This window comes from Streptomyces sp. NPDC058001, from assembly GCF_042886315.1.
Lineage (GTDB): Bacteria > Actinomycetota > Actinomycetes > Streptomycetales > Streptomycetaceae > Streptomyces.
This window is the reverse complement of the sequence record NZ_JBHVQT010000011.1, coordinates 292,368-307,441: the sequence shown is the minus strand read 5'-3', so window position 1 is coordinate 307,441 and position 15,074 is coordinate 292,368. Positions and strand designations below refer to the sequence as shown.

10 protein-coding genes are annotated in these 15,074 nt (G+C 70.2%); 3 read left to right on the top strand and 7 right to left on the bottom strand.

What is annotated here, in order from left to right:
- Positions 1-13: 13 nt before the first annotated feature.
- Complete coding sequence (locus ACFVT5_RS28080) at positions 14-2,119, bottom strand: PhoX family protein (protein WP_389893710.1); 2,106 nt, start codon at positions 2,117-2,119, stop codon at positions 14-16.
- A 1,005-nt stretch (positions 2,120-3,124) separates the two neighbouring features.
- On the opposite strand from ACFVT5_RS28080, the gene ACFVT5_RS28075 reads away from it, so the two are divergent.
- Together ACFVT5_RS28075 and metG are read left to right on the top strand one after the other, a co-directional pair.
- The gene (locus ACFVT5_RS28075) at positions 3,125-3,685 is read left to right on the top strand and encodes a VWA domain-containing protein (protein ID WP_389893708.1); all 561 of its coding nucleotides are present in this window, start codon (positions 3,125-3,127) and stop codon (positions 3,683-3,685) included.
- 147 nt (positions 3,686-3,832) lie between these two features.
- The gene (metG, locus tag ACFVT5_RS28070; protein WP_389893706.1) at positions 3,833-5,551 is read left to right on the top strand and encodes a methionine--tRNA ligase; all 1,719 of its coding nucleotides are present in this window, start codon (positions 3,833-3,835) and stop codon (positions 5,549-5,551) included.
- An 18-nt stretch (positions 5,552-5,569) separates the two neighbouring features.
- Here the strand turns inward: metG and ACFVT5_RS28065 are convergent, their stop codons facing one another.
- The 5 genes from ACFVT5_RS28065 to ACFVT5_RS28045 form a co-directional block, all read right to left on the bottom strand.
- Positions 5,570-6,112 (bottom strand): Uma2 family endonuclease, encoded by a 543-nt coding sequence (locus ACFVT5_RS28065; RefSeq protein WP_389893704.1) that lies wholly within the window; start codon positions 6,110-6,112, stop codon positions 5,570-5,572.
- A gap of 101 nt (positions 6,113-6,213) precedes the next feature.
- Complete coding sequence (gene aspS, locus ACFVT5_RS28060; RefSeq protein WP_389893702.1) at positions 6,214-7,977, bottom strand: aspartate--tRNA ligase; 1,764 nt, start codon at positions 7,975-7,977, stop codon at positions 6,214-6,216.
- A gap of 90 nt (positions 7,978-8,067) precedes the next feature.
- Positions 8,068-10,272 carry a SpoIIE family protein phosphatase gene (locus tag ACFVT5_RS28055; RefSeq protein ID WP_389893700.1) on the bottom strand — a complete coding sequence of 735 codons (2,205 nt, stop codon included), beginning with the start codon at positions 10,270-10,272 and terminating at the stop codon, positions 8,068-8,070.
- Positions 10,273-10,756: 484 nt separating this feature from the next.
- On the bottom strand, positions 10,757-11,794 hold the full coding sequence (locus tag ACFVT5_RS28050; RefSeq protein WP_389893698.1) for an AI-2E family transporter: 1,038 nt from the start codon (positions 11,792-11,794) through the stop codon (positions 10,757-10,759).
- A gap of 65 nt (positions 11,795-11,859) precedes the next feature.
- Positions 11,860-12,873, bottom strand: a complete 1,014-nt coding sequence (locus ACFVT5_RS28045; RefSeq protein ID WP_389893696.1) for a GlxA family transcriptional regulator — start codon at positions 12,871-12,873, stop codon at positions 11,860-11,862.
- A 104-nt stretch (positions 12,874-12,977) separates the two neighbouring features.
- Here ACFVT5_RS28045 and ACFVT5_RS28040 point away from each other — a divergent pair, with 104 nt between their 5' ends.
- On the top strand, positions 12,978-13,616 hold the full coding sequence (locus ACFVT5_RS28040) for an HD domain-containing protein (protein ID WP_389893694.1): 639 nt from the start codon (positions 12,978-12,980) through the stop codon (positions 13,614-13,616).
- Positions 13,617-13,660: 44 nt separating this feature from the next.
- Here the strand turns inward: ACFVT5_RS28040 and ACFVT5_RS28035 are convergent, their stop codons facing one another.
- Positions 13,661-14,953, bottom strand: a complete 1,293-nt coding sequence (locus ACFVT5_RS28035; protein ID WP_389893692.1) for a M18 family aminopeptidase — start codon at positions 14,951-14,953, stop codon at positions 13,661-13,663.
- Between the last annotated feature and the right edge of the window lie 121 nt (positions 14,954-15,074).

The following is a 15,074-nucleotide window of genomic DNA, read 5'->3' as shown; positions in this document are numbered from 1 at the left end:
GACATATGTACCGTCACACGCCGATGTCGCAGCCGTCCGTGCGCCAGACCGACACGACCGACGGGCGGACGATACCGCCGGGGCCGTCCGGCCAGGTGCTGGCGGGCTTCTCGACCGACGCGCCGTCGATCTCGCCCGGGTGCTGCACGGCGACCAGGACACGGCGGTCCTGGATGATCGGGCCGCAGGTCTCCGCGCCGTTCGGCATGGTGAGGAACTGCTTCAGCTCACCGCGCCGTTCGCCCCGGGTGGCCACGCCGAACAGCCCGTCGTGGGTGCCGAGCGCGTTGCCGTCCGTCGAGATCCACAGGTTGCCGTGCGGGTCGAAGGCGACATTGTCCGGGCAGGAGATCGGCGAGACCTGGTCCTTCGGGAAGCCCGCGAAGTAGGTCGCCGGGTCGTTCGGGTCGCCGCAGACCAGGAACAGGTTCCAGGCGAAGCCGGTCGACTCGGGACGGTTGCGGTTCTCCGTCAGCTCCAGGATCTGCCCGTGCTTGTTGAGGTTGCGCGGGTTCGCCTCGTCCGCCGGGGCCTTGCCGGCCTTGCCGCGGTCGCTGTTGTTCGTCAGCGCGATGTACACCTTGCCGGACTGCGGCGACGGCTCGATGTCCTCGGGGCGGTCCATCTTGGTGGCGCCCACCAGGTCGGCGGCCTGCCGCGTGAAGACGTAGACCTCCTCGGCGGTCATGCCCGTGACGTGCGACTCGGCGTGCCCGCGCGGGCCCGCCGTGGCGAGCGGTATCCAGACACCGCTGCCGTCGAACTCGCCGTCGGCGGGCAGCTTGCCGGTGCCGTCGATCTGCTCGGAGGGCGAGTCACCCGTGAGCTTGGCGACGTACAGGGTGCCCTCGTCCAGGAGCGTCAGGTTGTGCGCGTACGCGGCACGGCTGTTGCCGCGCATCCGGCGCTTGGACGAGACGAACTTGTAGAAGTAGTCGAAGCGCTCGTCGTCGCCCATGTAGACGACGGGACGGCCGTCGTCGGTGAGGCGGGGCTGCGCGGCCTCGTGCTTGAAGCGGCCCAGCGCGGTCCGCTTGCGCGGGGTCGACTCCGGGTCGTACGGGTCGAGTTCGACGACCCAGCCGTGGCGGTGGACCTCGTTGGGCTCCTTGGTGACGTCGAAGCGCTCGTCGAACCGCTCCCACTTCCGCTCGGACGCGCCGGCCGTCACGCCGTACCGCTTGAGGCGGGCGAGCGCGACCGGGTCGGTGACCTTCTCGACGTTCGCGAAGTACTGGTTGAAGTTCTCCTCGCCGTGCAGCGTCGTGCCCCAGGGGGTCTCGCCGCCGGCGCAGTTGTTGAGGGTGCCGAGCACGGTGGTGCCGCGCGGGTCAGCCTTCGTACGGAGCAGGGCGCTGCCCGCGGCCGGGCCGGTCAGCTCGAACTCGCTGGTCACGGTGAGGCGGCGGTTGAGGTGGTGGCGCGGCACCGCGGTCAGCTTGCCGCTGCGGCGGTCCTCCTCGACGACCACGACGGACAGACCGTGCGCGGCCCAGGCGATCTCGACCTGCTCGCGGGTCGGGTTCGCGGCGTCGTAGCCGCGGAACATCAGGATCTCGTCGGTGTACTCGTGGTTGGCCACGAGCACCTGACGGCCGCGCTCGCCGGGCAGCGGGAGCAGGCTCAGGAAGTCGTTGTTGTAACCGAACTGGCCCGCCTGCGCCTTGGCCGTCTGCTTCTCCGGGTCGAAGGCCGGGGCGCCGCGCAGAATGGGGTCACCCCAGCGGATGACGACGTTCTGCTCGTGGCCCTCCGAGATGGTGACGGCGTCGTTCTTGTTGGGCTCGACCGGCGTGAAGCGAAGGCCGCGCGCCGCCTTTCCGCGTCCGTGCTTCAGCGAGTCGGCCGGGGCGGGGGCGGCGGGGGCGCCCGGGGCCGCGGCGGCGGTCTGGCTGCCGGTTCCGATGAGCGCGCCACCCGCCGTCGCGGTCACGGTGACGACGGCGGCGGCCCGCATCATGGAACGGCGGCTCAGGGCACCGGCGATGACATCGCCGACGTACTCGTTGGCGCTCTTGTTCGGCACCTCGTGGAAGCAGGCGTCACCGCAGCGGAACCGGCAGGTCATGGCGGACCGGCTGCCTTGGTGCGAGCTGATCAGCGGCAGCGTTTTGCGCATCTCTTTTCCTCCCCTTTACTTGAGTTCGGCGCGACCGTACGAGGGTGGGGCCGCAGGGGGAGGGCTGTGAGATGAACTGAGGGTGAACCCGTGGCGGACGGGGTGGGGAGATGATGCCGAGGGGTTCGCCGGGAGGTTCGGCGGGGGGGTTTGTTGACCCTCCCCAAGATCGCGTAGGGGGGCGGCTAACCTTACGTGTCCGTCCTGGCCAGGGATTGACGGAATCAACTCACGCGAAGGGTCGCGCACATGGGCATTCTGAGTCGACTGCGGGATGTGTTGGGGCGGTCGCGTAAGCGGGAGCCTGTGCAGGAGGCTGACCCTGGTGAGGTGTCGGTGTCGGTGCCGGCACCGACATCCGCCGGCGACAGCGTTGCCCCTGCGGGGGGCGGTTCCGTGCCGGCGCAGCCCTCGGTGGTGGAGGAGTTGGTGTCGGCGGCGTTCGACAACGTGTCTGTACCTAGGCCGTCGCAGCCGGCGGATGACACTGTGGGTGAGTCGGTTGCCCCTGCTTCGGAGGACCCGGAACCTGCGGTTGTGCCCGCCCGTCCCGCCGAGCGGGACAATCGCCCACAACGGGAATCGGAGGCTGAGGTTGCGCCCGTCGCCGAGCCCGAGCCCGAACCCGTTGCCGTCGTGGAGCCCGAGCCGGTCGCGGTGGCCGAGGCTGAGCCCGTCGTGGAGCCCGAGCCTGTCGCGGTAGCCGAGGCTGAGCCCGAGCCCGTCGCCGTCGTTGAGGCTGAGCCCGTCGTGGAGCCCGAGCCGGTCGCGGTAGTCGAGCCCGAGCCCATTGCCGTCGTTGAGGCCGAGCCCGTCGTCGTGGCGGAGCCTGAGCCTGAGCCCGTCGTCGTCGCCGAGCCTGACCCCGAACCCGAACCCGTCGTCGCTGTCCCCTCCGCCCCCTCTGTTCCCGCTGTCGTCGTTGGGGCTGGGCTGGCTGGGGGGTATGACGCTGCTGGTGATGTGTTGGTCGCGCGGGGGCTCGGTGGGGCTCGGGTGCGGATCATGCTTGTGTTGGATCGGTCCGGGTCGATGCGGCCGTATTACAAGGACGGGTCCGCGCAGAGTCTCGGGGAGCAGGTGCTGGCGCTCGCCGCGCACACCGACCCCACCGCCACCGTGCCCGTCGTGTTCTTCTCGACCGACATCGACGGCACCGGCGAGCTGACCCTCGACAGCTACGAGGACCGCGTCGACGAGCTGCACGCGTCCCTCGGACACATGGGCCGTACCGGCTACCACCGCGCCGTGGAGGAGGTCGTCGCCCAGTACGAGAAGGCGGGTAGCGAGGAGCCCGTCCTCGTCGTGTTCCAGACCGATGGGCCGCCGGACGTCAAGGGCGCCGCCACCCAGGCCCTCGCGGACGCGACCTCGCACCCGATCTTCTTCCAGTTCGTCGCGTTCGGTGAGCACGAGGCCAAGGGCTTCGACTATCTCCGTAAGCTCAAGGCGGAGAACGCCGCCTTCTTCCACGCGGGCCCGACCCCCCGCGAGCTGACCGACGCCGAGCTGTACGAGGGCCTGCTCGGGGCCTTCCCGGAGTGGCTCGCGGCACGCGAAAGCTGACCTCGTACGGCCACTCGTACACCTGGTCCCACGGGGCGTCCCGGGCGGAAATTGCCGCGCGGGGCGCCCCGCCCTGTCGGATACGCTGTGAGGATTCCGTCCGCGCGAGAGACGCGACGACACGTAGCGACTTGGGAGCAGCCCGCGATGGCTCGACACCTCATCACCAGCGCCCTTCCGTATATCAACGGGATCAAGCACCTGGGCAACATGGTGGGGTCCATGCTTCCGGCGGACGTGTACTCGCGGTACCTGCGCCAGCGCGGTCACGACGTCCTCTACATCTGCGCCACCGACGAGCACGGCACGCCCGCCGAGCTGGCCGCGAAGGAACACGGTCTGCCGGTGGACACGTTCTGCGCGCAGGCGCACGACGCGCAGAAGGCGGTGTACGACGGCTTCGAGCTGGCCTTCGACTACTTCGGCCGCAGCTCGTCCCCGGAGAACCGGGACATCACCCAGCACTTCGCCCGCCGCCTCAATGAGAACGGGTTCATCGAGGAGCGGTCGATCCGCCAGGTGTACTCGCCGGCCGACGAGCGGTTCCTGCCGGACCGCTATGTCGAGGGCACGTGTCCGCACTGCGGGTACGACAAGGCGCGGGGCGACCAGTGCGAGAACTGCACGCGGGTGCTGGACCCGACGGATCTGATCAACCCGCGCAGCGCGATCTCCGGTTCCACGGATCTGGAGGTCCGCGAGACCAAGCATCTGTTCCTGCTCCAGTCGAAGCTTCAGGGCGAGGTCGAGGCGTGGATCGACGAGGTCGGCGGCGAGTGGCCGCAGCTCGCGTCGTCGATCGCCCGCAAGTGGCTGACCGAGGGCCTGCACGACCGTGCGATCACGCGTGACCTGGACTGGGGCGTGCCGGTCCCGGCGGACACCTGGCCGGAGCTGGCGGCCGAGGGCAAGGTCTTCTATGTGTGGTTCGACGCCCCGATCGAGTACATCGGCGCGACGAAGGAGTGGGCCGACGCGGCGCCCGCGGGCGAGGTCCGTGACTGGAAGTCGTGGTGGTACGAGGCCGACGACACCGTCCGGTACACCGAGTTCATGGCCAAGGACAACGTCCCGTTCCACACGGTGATGTTCCCGGCGACCGAGCTGGGTGTGCGGGAGCCGTGGAAGAAGGTCGACTACGTCAAGGCGTTCAACTGGCTGACGTACTACGGCGGTAAGTTCTCCACCTCGCAGAAGCGGGGCGTGTTCACGGACGCGGCGCTCGCCCTGCTGCCCGCGGACTACTGGCGGTACTTCCTGATCGCCAACGCTCCCGAGTCCGACGACTCGTCGTTCACCTGGGAGCACTTCGCGGCCACGGTGAACAAGGACCTGGCGGACACCCTCGGCAACTTCGTCAACCGTGTCCTGTCCTTCTCGAAGAAGCGGTTCGGCGAGGAGGTACCGGCGGGCGCGGAGCCGGGCGAGCCGGAGGCGAAGCTGGGCGTGGAGATCTCCCGCCTCCTCGCCGAGTACGAGGAGCACATGGAGGCCCTTCAGTTCCGCAAGGCGGCGGCGGCCCTGCGGGCGCTGTGGTCGGCGGGCAACTCCTATCTGGAGGAGAAGGCCCCCTGGCTGGAGATCAAGACCAACCCGGACGGCGCGGCCCTGACCCTCCGCACGGCGATGAACCTGATCCACCTCTACGCGATCGTCTCGGAGCCGTTCATCCCCGCCTCGGCGAGGGCGATGCGGAACGCGTTCGCGCTGCCCGACGACACGGCGACCTGGGCGACCCCGGCCGAGGCCACCACCCTGACCACCCTCCCCCCGGGCACCCCGTTCACGGTCCCCCCGGTCCTCTTCGCCAAGATCACGGAAGAGGACCTGGAGACGTATCGGGAGCGGTTCGGCGCGGAGGCGTAGACCGGGGCCGGGGGTACGTCAGCCGTACGGATGCCAGGACGTGGTCCGTACGGTGAAGCCCAGCGGTTCCGGCAGCGTGATGTCCTGGCCGAAGATGCCCTTGCCGGTCTCGATGTAGTGGCGTCCGTCGAGTTCCAGTACGTGCCAGGTCGCGTCGTTCGGATCGACGATCAGGTACACGGGGATGCCGACGCCCGCGTAGCGCTCGCGCTTGTCCTCCAAGTCACGCTTGATCGCGGTACGGGTGGTCGACACGGTCTCCACCACGGCGAGCACGATCTGCGCGGGCCAGTCGGCGCCCGCCTCGTCACCCGGCCGGTCCTCGGCCCGAATGACGACGGCATCGGCACGCGGCCGGTAGTCATCGGCCACCAGCAGCCCCCGCTCGGACCACGCCTCGAAAGGCTCCGGGGTATGCCGCACAAAACTCCGCCCGGGAAGGTCGTGGAGGTGCCCGGGGTTGGGCCGCACGACCAGTTCCCCGTCGAGCAGTTCGACGTGCAGACCATCCGGCACATCCAGCTCACGCCACATCTCGACCAGCGCGTTCATCTTCGTCATACCGTCGACGCATCCAGTCCTTCAGGGGCTCGGTGACCCCGGAGCCTAGGCACGGCAAAGGGCCCGGGATCTTCTGATCCCGGGCCCTTCATTCGTGTGGGTTACTTCGGCTGGGGTTTCACGACCGAGATGTTGAGTTCTCGGAGGCGGGACTCGTCCAGTTCTGTCGGGGCGCCCATCATCAGGTCCTGGGCGTTGCCGTTCAGGGGGAAGGCGATTGTTTCGCGGATGTTGGGCTCGTCGGCGAGGAGCATGACGATGCGGTCCACGCCGGGGGCGATACCGCCGTGCGGCGGGGCGCCGAAGCGGAAGGCGCGGAGCATGCCTGCGAACTCGGCCTCGACGGTCTCCCGGTCGTAGCCCGCGATCTCGAACGCCTTGAGCATGATGTCCGGCTCGTGGTTCCGGATGGCGCCCGACGACAGCTCCGTGCCGTTGCACACGATGTCGTACTGCCAGGCCAGAATGTCGAGCGGGTCCTTCTCCTCCAGGTCGGCCATGCCGCCCTGGGGCATCGAGAACGGGTTGTGCGAGAAGTCGATCTTCCCGGTCTCCTCGTCCCGCTCATACATCGGGAAGTCCACGATCCAGCAGAACCGGAAGACGCCCTCGTCGAAGTGCCCGGCGCGCTTCGCGGCCTCGACCCGCACCGCGCCCATGATCTTCGAGACCTCGTCGTACTCACCGGCACCGAAGAACACCGCGTGACCGGGGGCGAGAGACAGCCGCTTCGTCAGTTCCGCGACGTTCTCCTCGGTGAGGAACTTCGCGATCGGGCCCGACAGGGAGCCGTCCTCGGCCACCCGGACCCAGGCCAGACCCTTGGCGCCCTGCTCCACCGCGTAGTCCCCGAGCTGGTCGAAGAACTTGCGGGGCCGCGCCGACACGTCCGGCACCGGCAGCGCGCGGACGTGCTTGCCCGCGAACGCCTTGAACTCCGAACCCTCGAACACATCGGTGATGTCGACCAGTTCGAGCCGGGCCCGCAGATCCGGCTTGTCCGAGCCGTACTTCGCCATCGCCTCACGGAACGGGATCCGCGGGAACGGCGAGGTGACATGCCGGCCGCCGCCGAACTCCTCGAAGAGTTCCGTCATCAGCCGCTCGATCGGCCGGAACACGTCCTCCTGCTCGACGAAGGACATCTCCACATCGAGCTGGTAGAACTCGCCGGGCGAGCGGTCGGCGCGGGCGTCCTCGTCGCGGAAGCACGGCGCGATCTGGAAGTACCGGTCGAAGCCCGAGATCATCAGCAGCTGCTTGAACTGCTGCGGGGCCTGCGGAAGCGCGTAGAACTTGCCCGGGTTGAGGCGCGAGGGCACCACGAAGTCACGGGCGCCCTCCGGCGAGGTCGCCGTGAGGATCGGGGTCGCCATCTCGTTGAACCCGAGCGCGGTCATCTTGTGCCGGATCGCCGAGATGACGGCGGTACGCAGCATGATGTTGCGGTGCATGCGCTCGCGGCGCAGGTCGAGGAAGCGGTACTCCAGGCGCCGCTCCTCGTTGACCCCGTCCTCGGCGTTGATCGTGAACGGGATCTGCTGGGCCGCGCCCAGGACCTCGACCTCGGCGGCCTCGATCTCGATCTCGCCGGTGGGCAGCTCCGGGTTGACGTTCTCCGCGCCGCGCGAGACGACCTTGCCGTCGACGCGGACGACCGTCTCCTTGGTCAGCTTGTCGAGGGCCTCGGCCGCCGCCGTGCCGGGGCGGGCGACGAGCTGGGTGATGCCGTAGTGGTCGCGGAGATCGATGAAGAGGATGCCGCCCAGGTCTCGGCGATTGTGCAGCCAGCCGCTCAGCCGGACGTCGGTGCCGACGTCAGTGGCGCGCAGCTCTCCGCAGGTATGGGACCTGTACCGATGCATCGTCGTTTCATCCAGTCTTCGCGGGTCGGTGGGCCAGACCCACCAAGGTTACCGTCCGCCCCAAGATCCCTTTCCGGCAATTACCCGCGCTCAGATGTCGCCGCCACCGTCCTCCGGTTCGGGTGTCTCCGGCTCGGCGGTCTCCGCCTCCGTCGAGTCCGGCTGCTCGGTGGACCGCTCGTACTGTTCGAACCAGATGCTCTTGCCCTGGCCGCGCGGATCGACGCCCCACGCGTCCGCGAGGAGTTCCATCAGGACCAGGCCGCGCCCCGACGAGGCGAGTTCGCCCGGCTCCCGCTTGTGGGGCAGGTCGTCGCTGCCGTCCGCGACCTCGACCCGGAGGGTGCGGCGGCCGGGTTCGCCGGCGACCTCGGCGACCATCAGGGCGTCGCCGTCGGTGTGGACGAGGACGTTCGTCGCCATCTCCGAGACCATCAGGACCGCCGAGTCCACCTGGTCCGGGTCCGACCAGTCGTGCAGCAGCTCCCGGAGCTGCTGCCGGACCGAGGCGATCCGGTGCGGCTCGGCCTGGGCGACCGTGAAGAACGTACGGCGGGCGGGCGTGGCCGATGCCGGACGGCCGCTGCGGCGCAGCAGCAGGACCGCGATGTCGTCCTCGCGGCGGTCGGCCAGCGGGCCCGTGGTGTGGTGGGACGACGGTCCGTGCACGGCCTGGACCAGCGAGTCCGCCAGTTCCTCCAGGTTGTCGCCGCGGTGCGCCTCCAGCGTCGTACGGATCCGGGACCAGCCGGTGTCCAGATCGTGCCCGCCCGTCTCGATCAGACCGTCCGTGCAGATCAGCATCGTCTCGCCGCGCTCCAGGACGATCCGGGTCGTCGGATAGTCCGCGTCCGGGTCGATGCCCAGCGGCAGCCCGCCCGCCGTGGGCCGCATCAGTACGGTGCCGTCGTCCATCCGTATCGCGGGATCGGGGTGTCCGGCGCGGGCGATCTCCAGGACGCCGGTGCGCGGGTCCGCCTCCACGTACAGGCAGGTCGCGAAGCGCGGTTCGGTCGGGGACTCGCCGCGCTGCGCACGGCCGGCCGATTCGTACGGGATGGAGTCCGTGACCCCGGTCAGGAAGCGGCTCGCGCGGGACAGGACCGCGTCCGGCCTGTGCCCCTCGGAGGCGTACGCGCGCAGGGCGATCCGGAGCTGGCCCATCAGCCCGGCGGCCCGCACGTCGTGCCCCTGGACATCGCCGATGACCAGCGCGATCCGGCCGGACGGCAACGGGATCATGTCGTACCAGTCACCGCCGACCTGAAGGCCGCCGCCGGTGGGGACATAGCGGGCGGCGACGCTCATGCCCGGGATCTGCGGGGCGAGCGTCGGCAGCATCGAGCGCTGCAGCCCGTCCGTCAGCTCCCGCTCGGTCTCGGCGGCCACCGCCCGCGACAGCGCCTGCGCGAGCATCCGCGCCACCGTCGTCAGTACGGACCGCTCGTCCGGTGTGAAGGTGACCCGGTAGGCGAAGGCGGCCATCCAGGCGCCTATCGTGCGGCCCGCCACGACCAGCGGGATGAACGCCCAGGACTGCCGCCCGAACCGCTGCGCCAGCGGCCAGGCCGCCGAGTAGCGGTTGCGGTACGCGGTCGGCGACGACAGATACACCGCCCGTCCCGTACGGCACACCTCGGCGGCCGGGTAGTCGGTGTCCAGCGGCATCGCCATGAACGGGCTCTCCTCGCCCGGTGCGTGCCCGTGGTGCCCGATGACGGTGAGATGGTCGCCCTCGACACCGAACACGGCGAGGCCGTCCGGCGAGAACCCGGGCATCGAGAGCCCCGCCGCGACCCGCAGCACCTCGGCCGTGGACCGCGCCTCGGCGAGCGCCCGCCCGGCGTCCAGCAGGAACGCCTCGCGCGAACGCCGCCAGTCGCCGGTGACGGGGGAACGGGCGGCGGCCCCCGGCGGCTGCTCGGTGACCTCCTGAAGCGTGCCGATCAGCTCGTACGAGCCGTTCTCGCGGTGGTACGTCGGCTTGGAACGGCTGCGGACGGTGCGGATCACCCGGCCCTGCTCGTCCATGATGCGCAGCCGGGCCTCGGCGAGGGTCTTCTCGGCGACGGCGAGGCTCACGATGCCGTCGATCTCGTTCCAGTCGACGGGGTGGAAGCGGGCCCGTACGGCGGACTCCGTCAGGGTGATGGCGTTGGCGGGCAGCCCGATGAGGCGGGCCGCCTCCGCGTCGAGGGCGACGGTCCCGGCGGCCGTGTCCCAATGCCACATTCCGGTACGGAGCGCGGACAGCACCTCGCCCACCGGGGGTAGGGACGAGGCTTCGGTGCGCATTGCCCCACTGTAGGAATATCCGCGGCGAAACGCCCACCGTGGCCTGGCGCCCAGCCTGACCGGGCCTCGGGCACCCGGTGCCCCCGGGGTACCGCTGCCGCGGAGCCGACCCTGACGGGCCCACGTCGCCGTGACGGCGGACAGGAACCAGGGCTGCGCCCTGAAACCCAGGGACGCGACCCCGTCGCCCCATTCCGCCGGACACTCAACGTCGTGGCTGCGCGCCGTGGCGGCGGAGAGAAGTCAGGGCTCCGCCCCGACACCCGGGAGTGCCACTGGCGTGGGCCCCGTCGTGGCTGCGCGCCACGGCGGCGGCCCCAGCCTGAGTCACGGGCTGCGCCGGGAATGGCCCGCGACCGATGCGCCCCCTCAGGGGCGCGGGGAACTGCGCAACCAGCCACGCACCGGCCCGCACCCGAAAACAAACCGCAACCGACCCGCCCCCTCAGGGGCGCGGGGAACTGCGCAAGACGGTTGCGCAACGTTACGGTCCCTGGCTATAGCGCGCGCGGAGCTCTGTCAGTACCCCGAACGCTGCTGCTGTTACCGGTACCGCGAGGAGCATGCCCAGGATGCCGGCGACGGAGGCGCCGGCGGTGATGGCCAGGAGGATTACCGCGGGGTGTATTTGGACGGTGCGGCTTTGGATCATGGGCTGGAGTACGTGCCCTTCCAGGAGCTGGACGGCGAGGACGACGCCGAGGGCCCACAGGGCGATCACGAACCCCCGGTCGGCGAGCGCGACGAGCACGGCGACGGCACCGGAGATGAAGGCCCCGAGATAGGGGATGTACGCCCCGACGAAGACGAGCGCCCCCAGCCCCACGGCCCCCGGCACGCGCAGCACCAGCAACCCCACGGTGATGCAGACCGCGTCGATGAAGGCGATCACCGTCGTCCCGCGCATGAACCCCTCGACGGCCTCGAAGGCCCGCCGCCCCATGGCCTCCAGGGACTCCCCGCTACCCCGCGGAGCAATCGCGTGCAGGGCCGACACGGCCCGCCCGGAATCCCGTAGAAAGAAGAAGACGAGCAGCAACGCGAGCACCCCCGTGGCGATCAGCTCCCCGACCACACTGATCCCACTGATCACCCCCGACGCGGCGGTCGACCCGAACTTGCCGATCAGATCCTTGGCATTGGTCGCCAGGTCGTCGAGCGAGGTCCCCGCCGCCCCGAAATGCGCGGCGAGCGACTTCGCGGCGTCCTTGAGCGAGGCCACGATCTGGTCCCCGCTGTCGATCAGCGCGGTGACGACGATGTACCCGGCCCCACCGACGACGGCGACGACGGCCGCACAGGTCAGCCCCGCCGCCAGCGACGCGTTGACCTTGGCCGCGACGAGCCGCCGGTACAGGGGCCCGAGCAGCGCGGTACCGAGCAACGCGAGCAGCACCGGCGTGACAGCGGTCTTGAAGGTCACGATCAGCCAGATCCCGACGGCGCCGACACCGCTGATCAGCAGCAACACCACACACCAGGCGGCGGTACGCCGGACGGGTTCGGGCAGCAGGTCGGGCACGCATTCAGACGATCACGCCCCGGGGTGGGCGGCCCGGAATGCGCGGCCGGGTGGGTGACAGACCGTCAGCTGTGGTGTCCGGTGCTGTGGTGTCCGGCGCGTGTGGTGGTGAAGCGTCGGCGGTACTCGGTCGGCGTGGTGCCCAGATGGCGGGCGAAGGCGCGGCGGAGGGTCTCGTCGCTGCCGAGCCCGCTGTGCTGCGCCGCCGAGGTGACGCTGTGCCCGTCGAGGAGCAGTTGCTGAGCGCGGTCGAGACGGACCCGCTCCACCCACCGGGCGGGAGTCGTATCGAGTTCGGTCTGGAAGAGCCGGGTCAGGTGCCGGGTGCTGACGGCGGCGGACGCGGCCATCGCGGGCAGGCTGTGATCGGCGGCCGGGTCGGCGAGCACGGACGCGGTCAGCTCACGCATCAGGCCGTTACGGGCCGGCGGAGTCACCAGTGCCGTCGAGAACTGCGACTGCCCGCCCGGTCGCTGCATGAAGACGACCAGTTCGCGGGCGGCGTCGCGGGCCGCTTCCGCCCCGTGGTCGTCCTCCACCAGCGCGAGGGCGAGATCGATGCCCGCGCTGATGCCCGCGGAGGTGAGATATCGGCCGTCCCGGATGTGCAGGGCGTCCGGCTCGACCTGGATACGGGGATAGCGGCGGGCGAGCGTCTTGGCGTGCCGCCAGTGCGTGGTCGCCCGGCGCCCGTCGAGCAGTCCCAGCTCGGCGAGGACGAACGCGCCGGCACACACCGACGCGACCCGGGGCGCCCGCTCCGCGAGGACGGCGGCTGCCGCCAGCAGGTCCCCGCCCATCGGCTCCTTGGCCAGTGACTCCTCGGCCAGCCGGTCGGCCCCGGCGACCACGAGCGTGTCGACCGGTCCGGCGTCGGCCGCCGCCGTGGTCGCCGCGAGCACCAGTCCCGAGGACGTTGTGACATCGCCCCCTGCCGGGGAGACCAGGACCGGCGTGTAGGGGTGAGCGGGCCGTCCCGCCTGGTGCAGCACCTCCAGGGGACCGCTGACGTCAAGCAGGGTCACCCCGTCGAACACCAGAAACGCGACCCGATGCGTCCGATACATCCGATACGTCATGTCTGAATCTGTGGGCTGTATGGCCTCAAGGACATGGCACCAGGGTACGGCAGCGGGCCACTGTGGAGAGCGAATCAACGGTCGACCAGAGGAGGACGGTCATCATGGGTGAATCGATCGCGGGGGTGGAGATCCCGGACAGCACACTGGCACGGGAGGCGACCGAGCTGGTACGGGACGTCGCCGCGCCACTGCTGTACGACCACTCCCGCCGGGTGTACCTGTTCGGGTCGCTGCGCGGCCAGGAGCAGGGCCTGAAGTTCGATCCCGAGCTGCTCTACGTGGGGGCGATGTTCCACGACCTGGGCCTGACCGAGCGCTTCCGCCGTACCGACCAGCGTTTCGAGATCGACGGCGCGGACGAGGCCCGCCGCTTCCTGCACGCGCACGGTGTGACCGGCGAGCCGGCCGACCGGGTCTGGACGGCCATCGCCCTGCACACCACGCCGGAGATCCCCCTGCACATGGCGCCCGAGGTGGCCCTGGTCACCCGCGGTGTGGAACTGGACGTCCTGGGCCTCGGCTACCACGCCGTCTCCGACGAGGAGCGCGCGGCCGTCGTACTGGCCCACCCGCGCCCGGACTTCAAGAACCGGATCCTCGCCGCGTTCACGGAGGGCATCAAGGACCGCCCCGACACGACCTTCGGCAACGTCAAGGCGGACGTCCTGGCCCACTTCGTCCCCGGATTCGTACCCGGCGACTTCGTGGAGGTCATCAAGAACTCCGACTGGCCGGAGTAACCCGGAGTGATACCGGCGCCGGGGCTGCGGGTCACGGGCCCGGGTCAGCCCTCCAGAAAGGCCGTCAAGGTGTTGGCCAGCATGTGCGGGTCGTCCGCCGCGCAGAGTTCGCGGGCGCTGTGCATCGACAGGATCGGTACGCCGATGTCGACCGTCTTGATGCCGTGCCGGGCCGCCGTGATCGGACCGATCGTCGTGCCGCAGGGCATCGCGTTGTTCGACACGAAGGACTGGTACGGCACCCCGGCCTTCTCACAGGCGGCGGCGAACATCGCACGGCCCGAACCGTCCGTGGCGTAGCGGTTGTTGACGTTCACCTTGAGGATGGGGCCGCCGCCCGCGCGCGGGTGGTGCGTCGGGTCGTGGCGCTCCGCGTAGTTGGGGTGCACGGCGTGCCCGGTGTCCGAGGAGAGACAGACCGTACCGGCGAGGGCGCGGGCGCGGTCCTCCAAGGAACCGCCGCGCGCGAACACCGACCGCTCCAGGACCGAGCCGAGCAGCGGACCGTCCGCGCCGGTGTCCGACTGCGACCCGGTCTCCTCGTGGTCGAAGGCCGCGAGCACCGGAATGTACGGGAGGTCCTCGGTGGCGGACACGGCGGCGAGCGCGGCCGTGGCGGCGTGCACGGACAGCAGGTTGTCCATCCGGGGACCGGCGAGCAGTTCCTGGTCACGGCCCAGATACGCGGGCGGCTCGATCGAGTGGGCCATCAGGTCCCAGCCGGCCACCTCGCCGACGCCGAGGTCGAACTCCTCCTCCAGGAACCGGATCAGATCGCCCTGACGGGCCTCGCCGAGACCCCAGACGGGCTGCGCGTGCCGCTGCTGGTCGAGCTTCAGCCCCTCGGTGTGGACACTGCGGTCGAGATGGATCGCGAGCTGCGGTACGCGCAGCAGCGGCCGGTCCACGTTCACCAGACGGGTCGTCCCGTCCCGCAGGGTGAGCCGTCCCGCGAGGCCCAGATCGCGGTCGAGCCAGGAGTTGAGCAGGGGGCCGCCGTAGATCTCGACGGCGATCTGCCGCCAGCCGTGGTCGCCCATGTCGGGCAGCGGCTTGACCCGCAGATTCGGCGAATCCGTATGCGCGCCGGCGATCCGGAACCCGGTGTGCGGGTCGGCGCCCTCGGGCACGTACCACGCGATGATCGCGCCGCCGCGCAGCACGTACTTTCCGCCTGCCGCGGCGTCCCACGCGTCGGTCTCGGCGACCTGTCGGAACCCGACCTTCTCCAGCCGCTCGGCAGCACTCGCCACGGCGTGGTACGGCGACGGACTCGCCGCCAGAAAGGTCATCAGGTCGTCGGTATGGGCGCGATCGAAGCGGGGGGATGTTCGCATGGCTTTTAGCTTAGCTACGACCGCCGTCAAGCCAGCTGCGCTGCCGCGCGACCGAGGCAGTAGAACCAGGGCTGCGCCCTGGACCCGGGGCTGCGCGGCGACGGCACCGCCGACATCCGCC

Coding starts and splice junctions, on each gene's coding strand:
- ACFVT5_RS28080 (WP_389893710.1), bottom strand. CDS start 2,119: ATGCGCAAAACGCTGCCGCTGATCAGCTCGCACCAAGGCAGCCGGTCC.
- ACFVT5_RS28040 (WP_389893694.1), top strand. CDS start 12,978: ATGGGTGAATCGATCGCGGGGGTGGAGATCCCGGACAGCACACTGGCA.
- metG (WP_389893706.1), top strand. CDS start 3,833: ATGGCTCGACACCTCATCACCAGCGCCCTTCCGTATATCAACGGGATC.
- ACFVT5_RS28045 (WP_389893696.1), bottom strand. CDS start 12,873: ATGACGTATCGGATGTATCGGACGCATCGGGTCGCGTTTCTGGTGTTC.
- ACFVT5_RS28065 (WP_389893704.1), bottom strand. CDS start 6,112: ATGACGAAGATGAACGCGCTGGTCGAGATGTGGCGTGAGCTGGATGTG.
- ACFVT5_RS28035 (WP_389893692.1), bottom strand. CDS start 14,953: ATGCGAACATCCCCCCGCTTCGATCGCGCCCATACCGACGACCTGATG.
- ACFVT5_RS28075 (WP_389893708.1), top strand. CDS start 3,125: ATGCTTGTGTTGGATCGGTCCGGGTCGATGCGGCCGTATTACAAGGAC.
- ACFVT5_RS28055 (WP_389893700.1), bottom strand. CDS start 10,272: ATGCGCACCGAAGCCTCGTCCCTACCCCCGGTGGGCGAGGTGCTGTCC.
- aspS (WP_389893702.1), bottom strand. CDS start 7,977: ATGCATCGGTACAGGTCCCATACCTGCGGAGAGCTGCGCGCCACTGAC.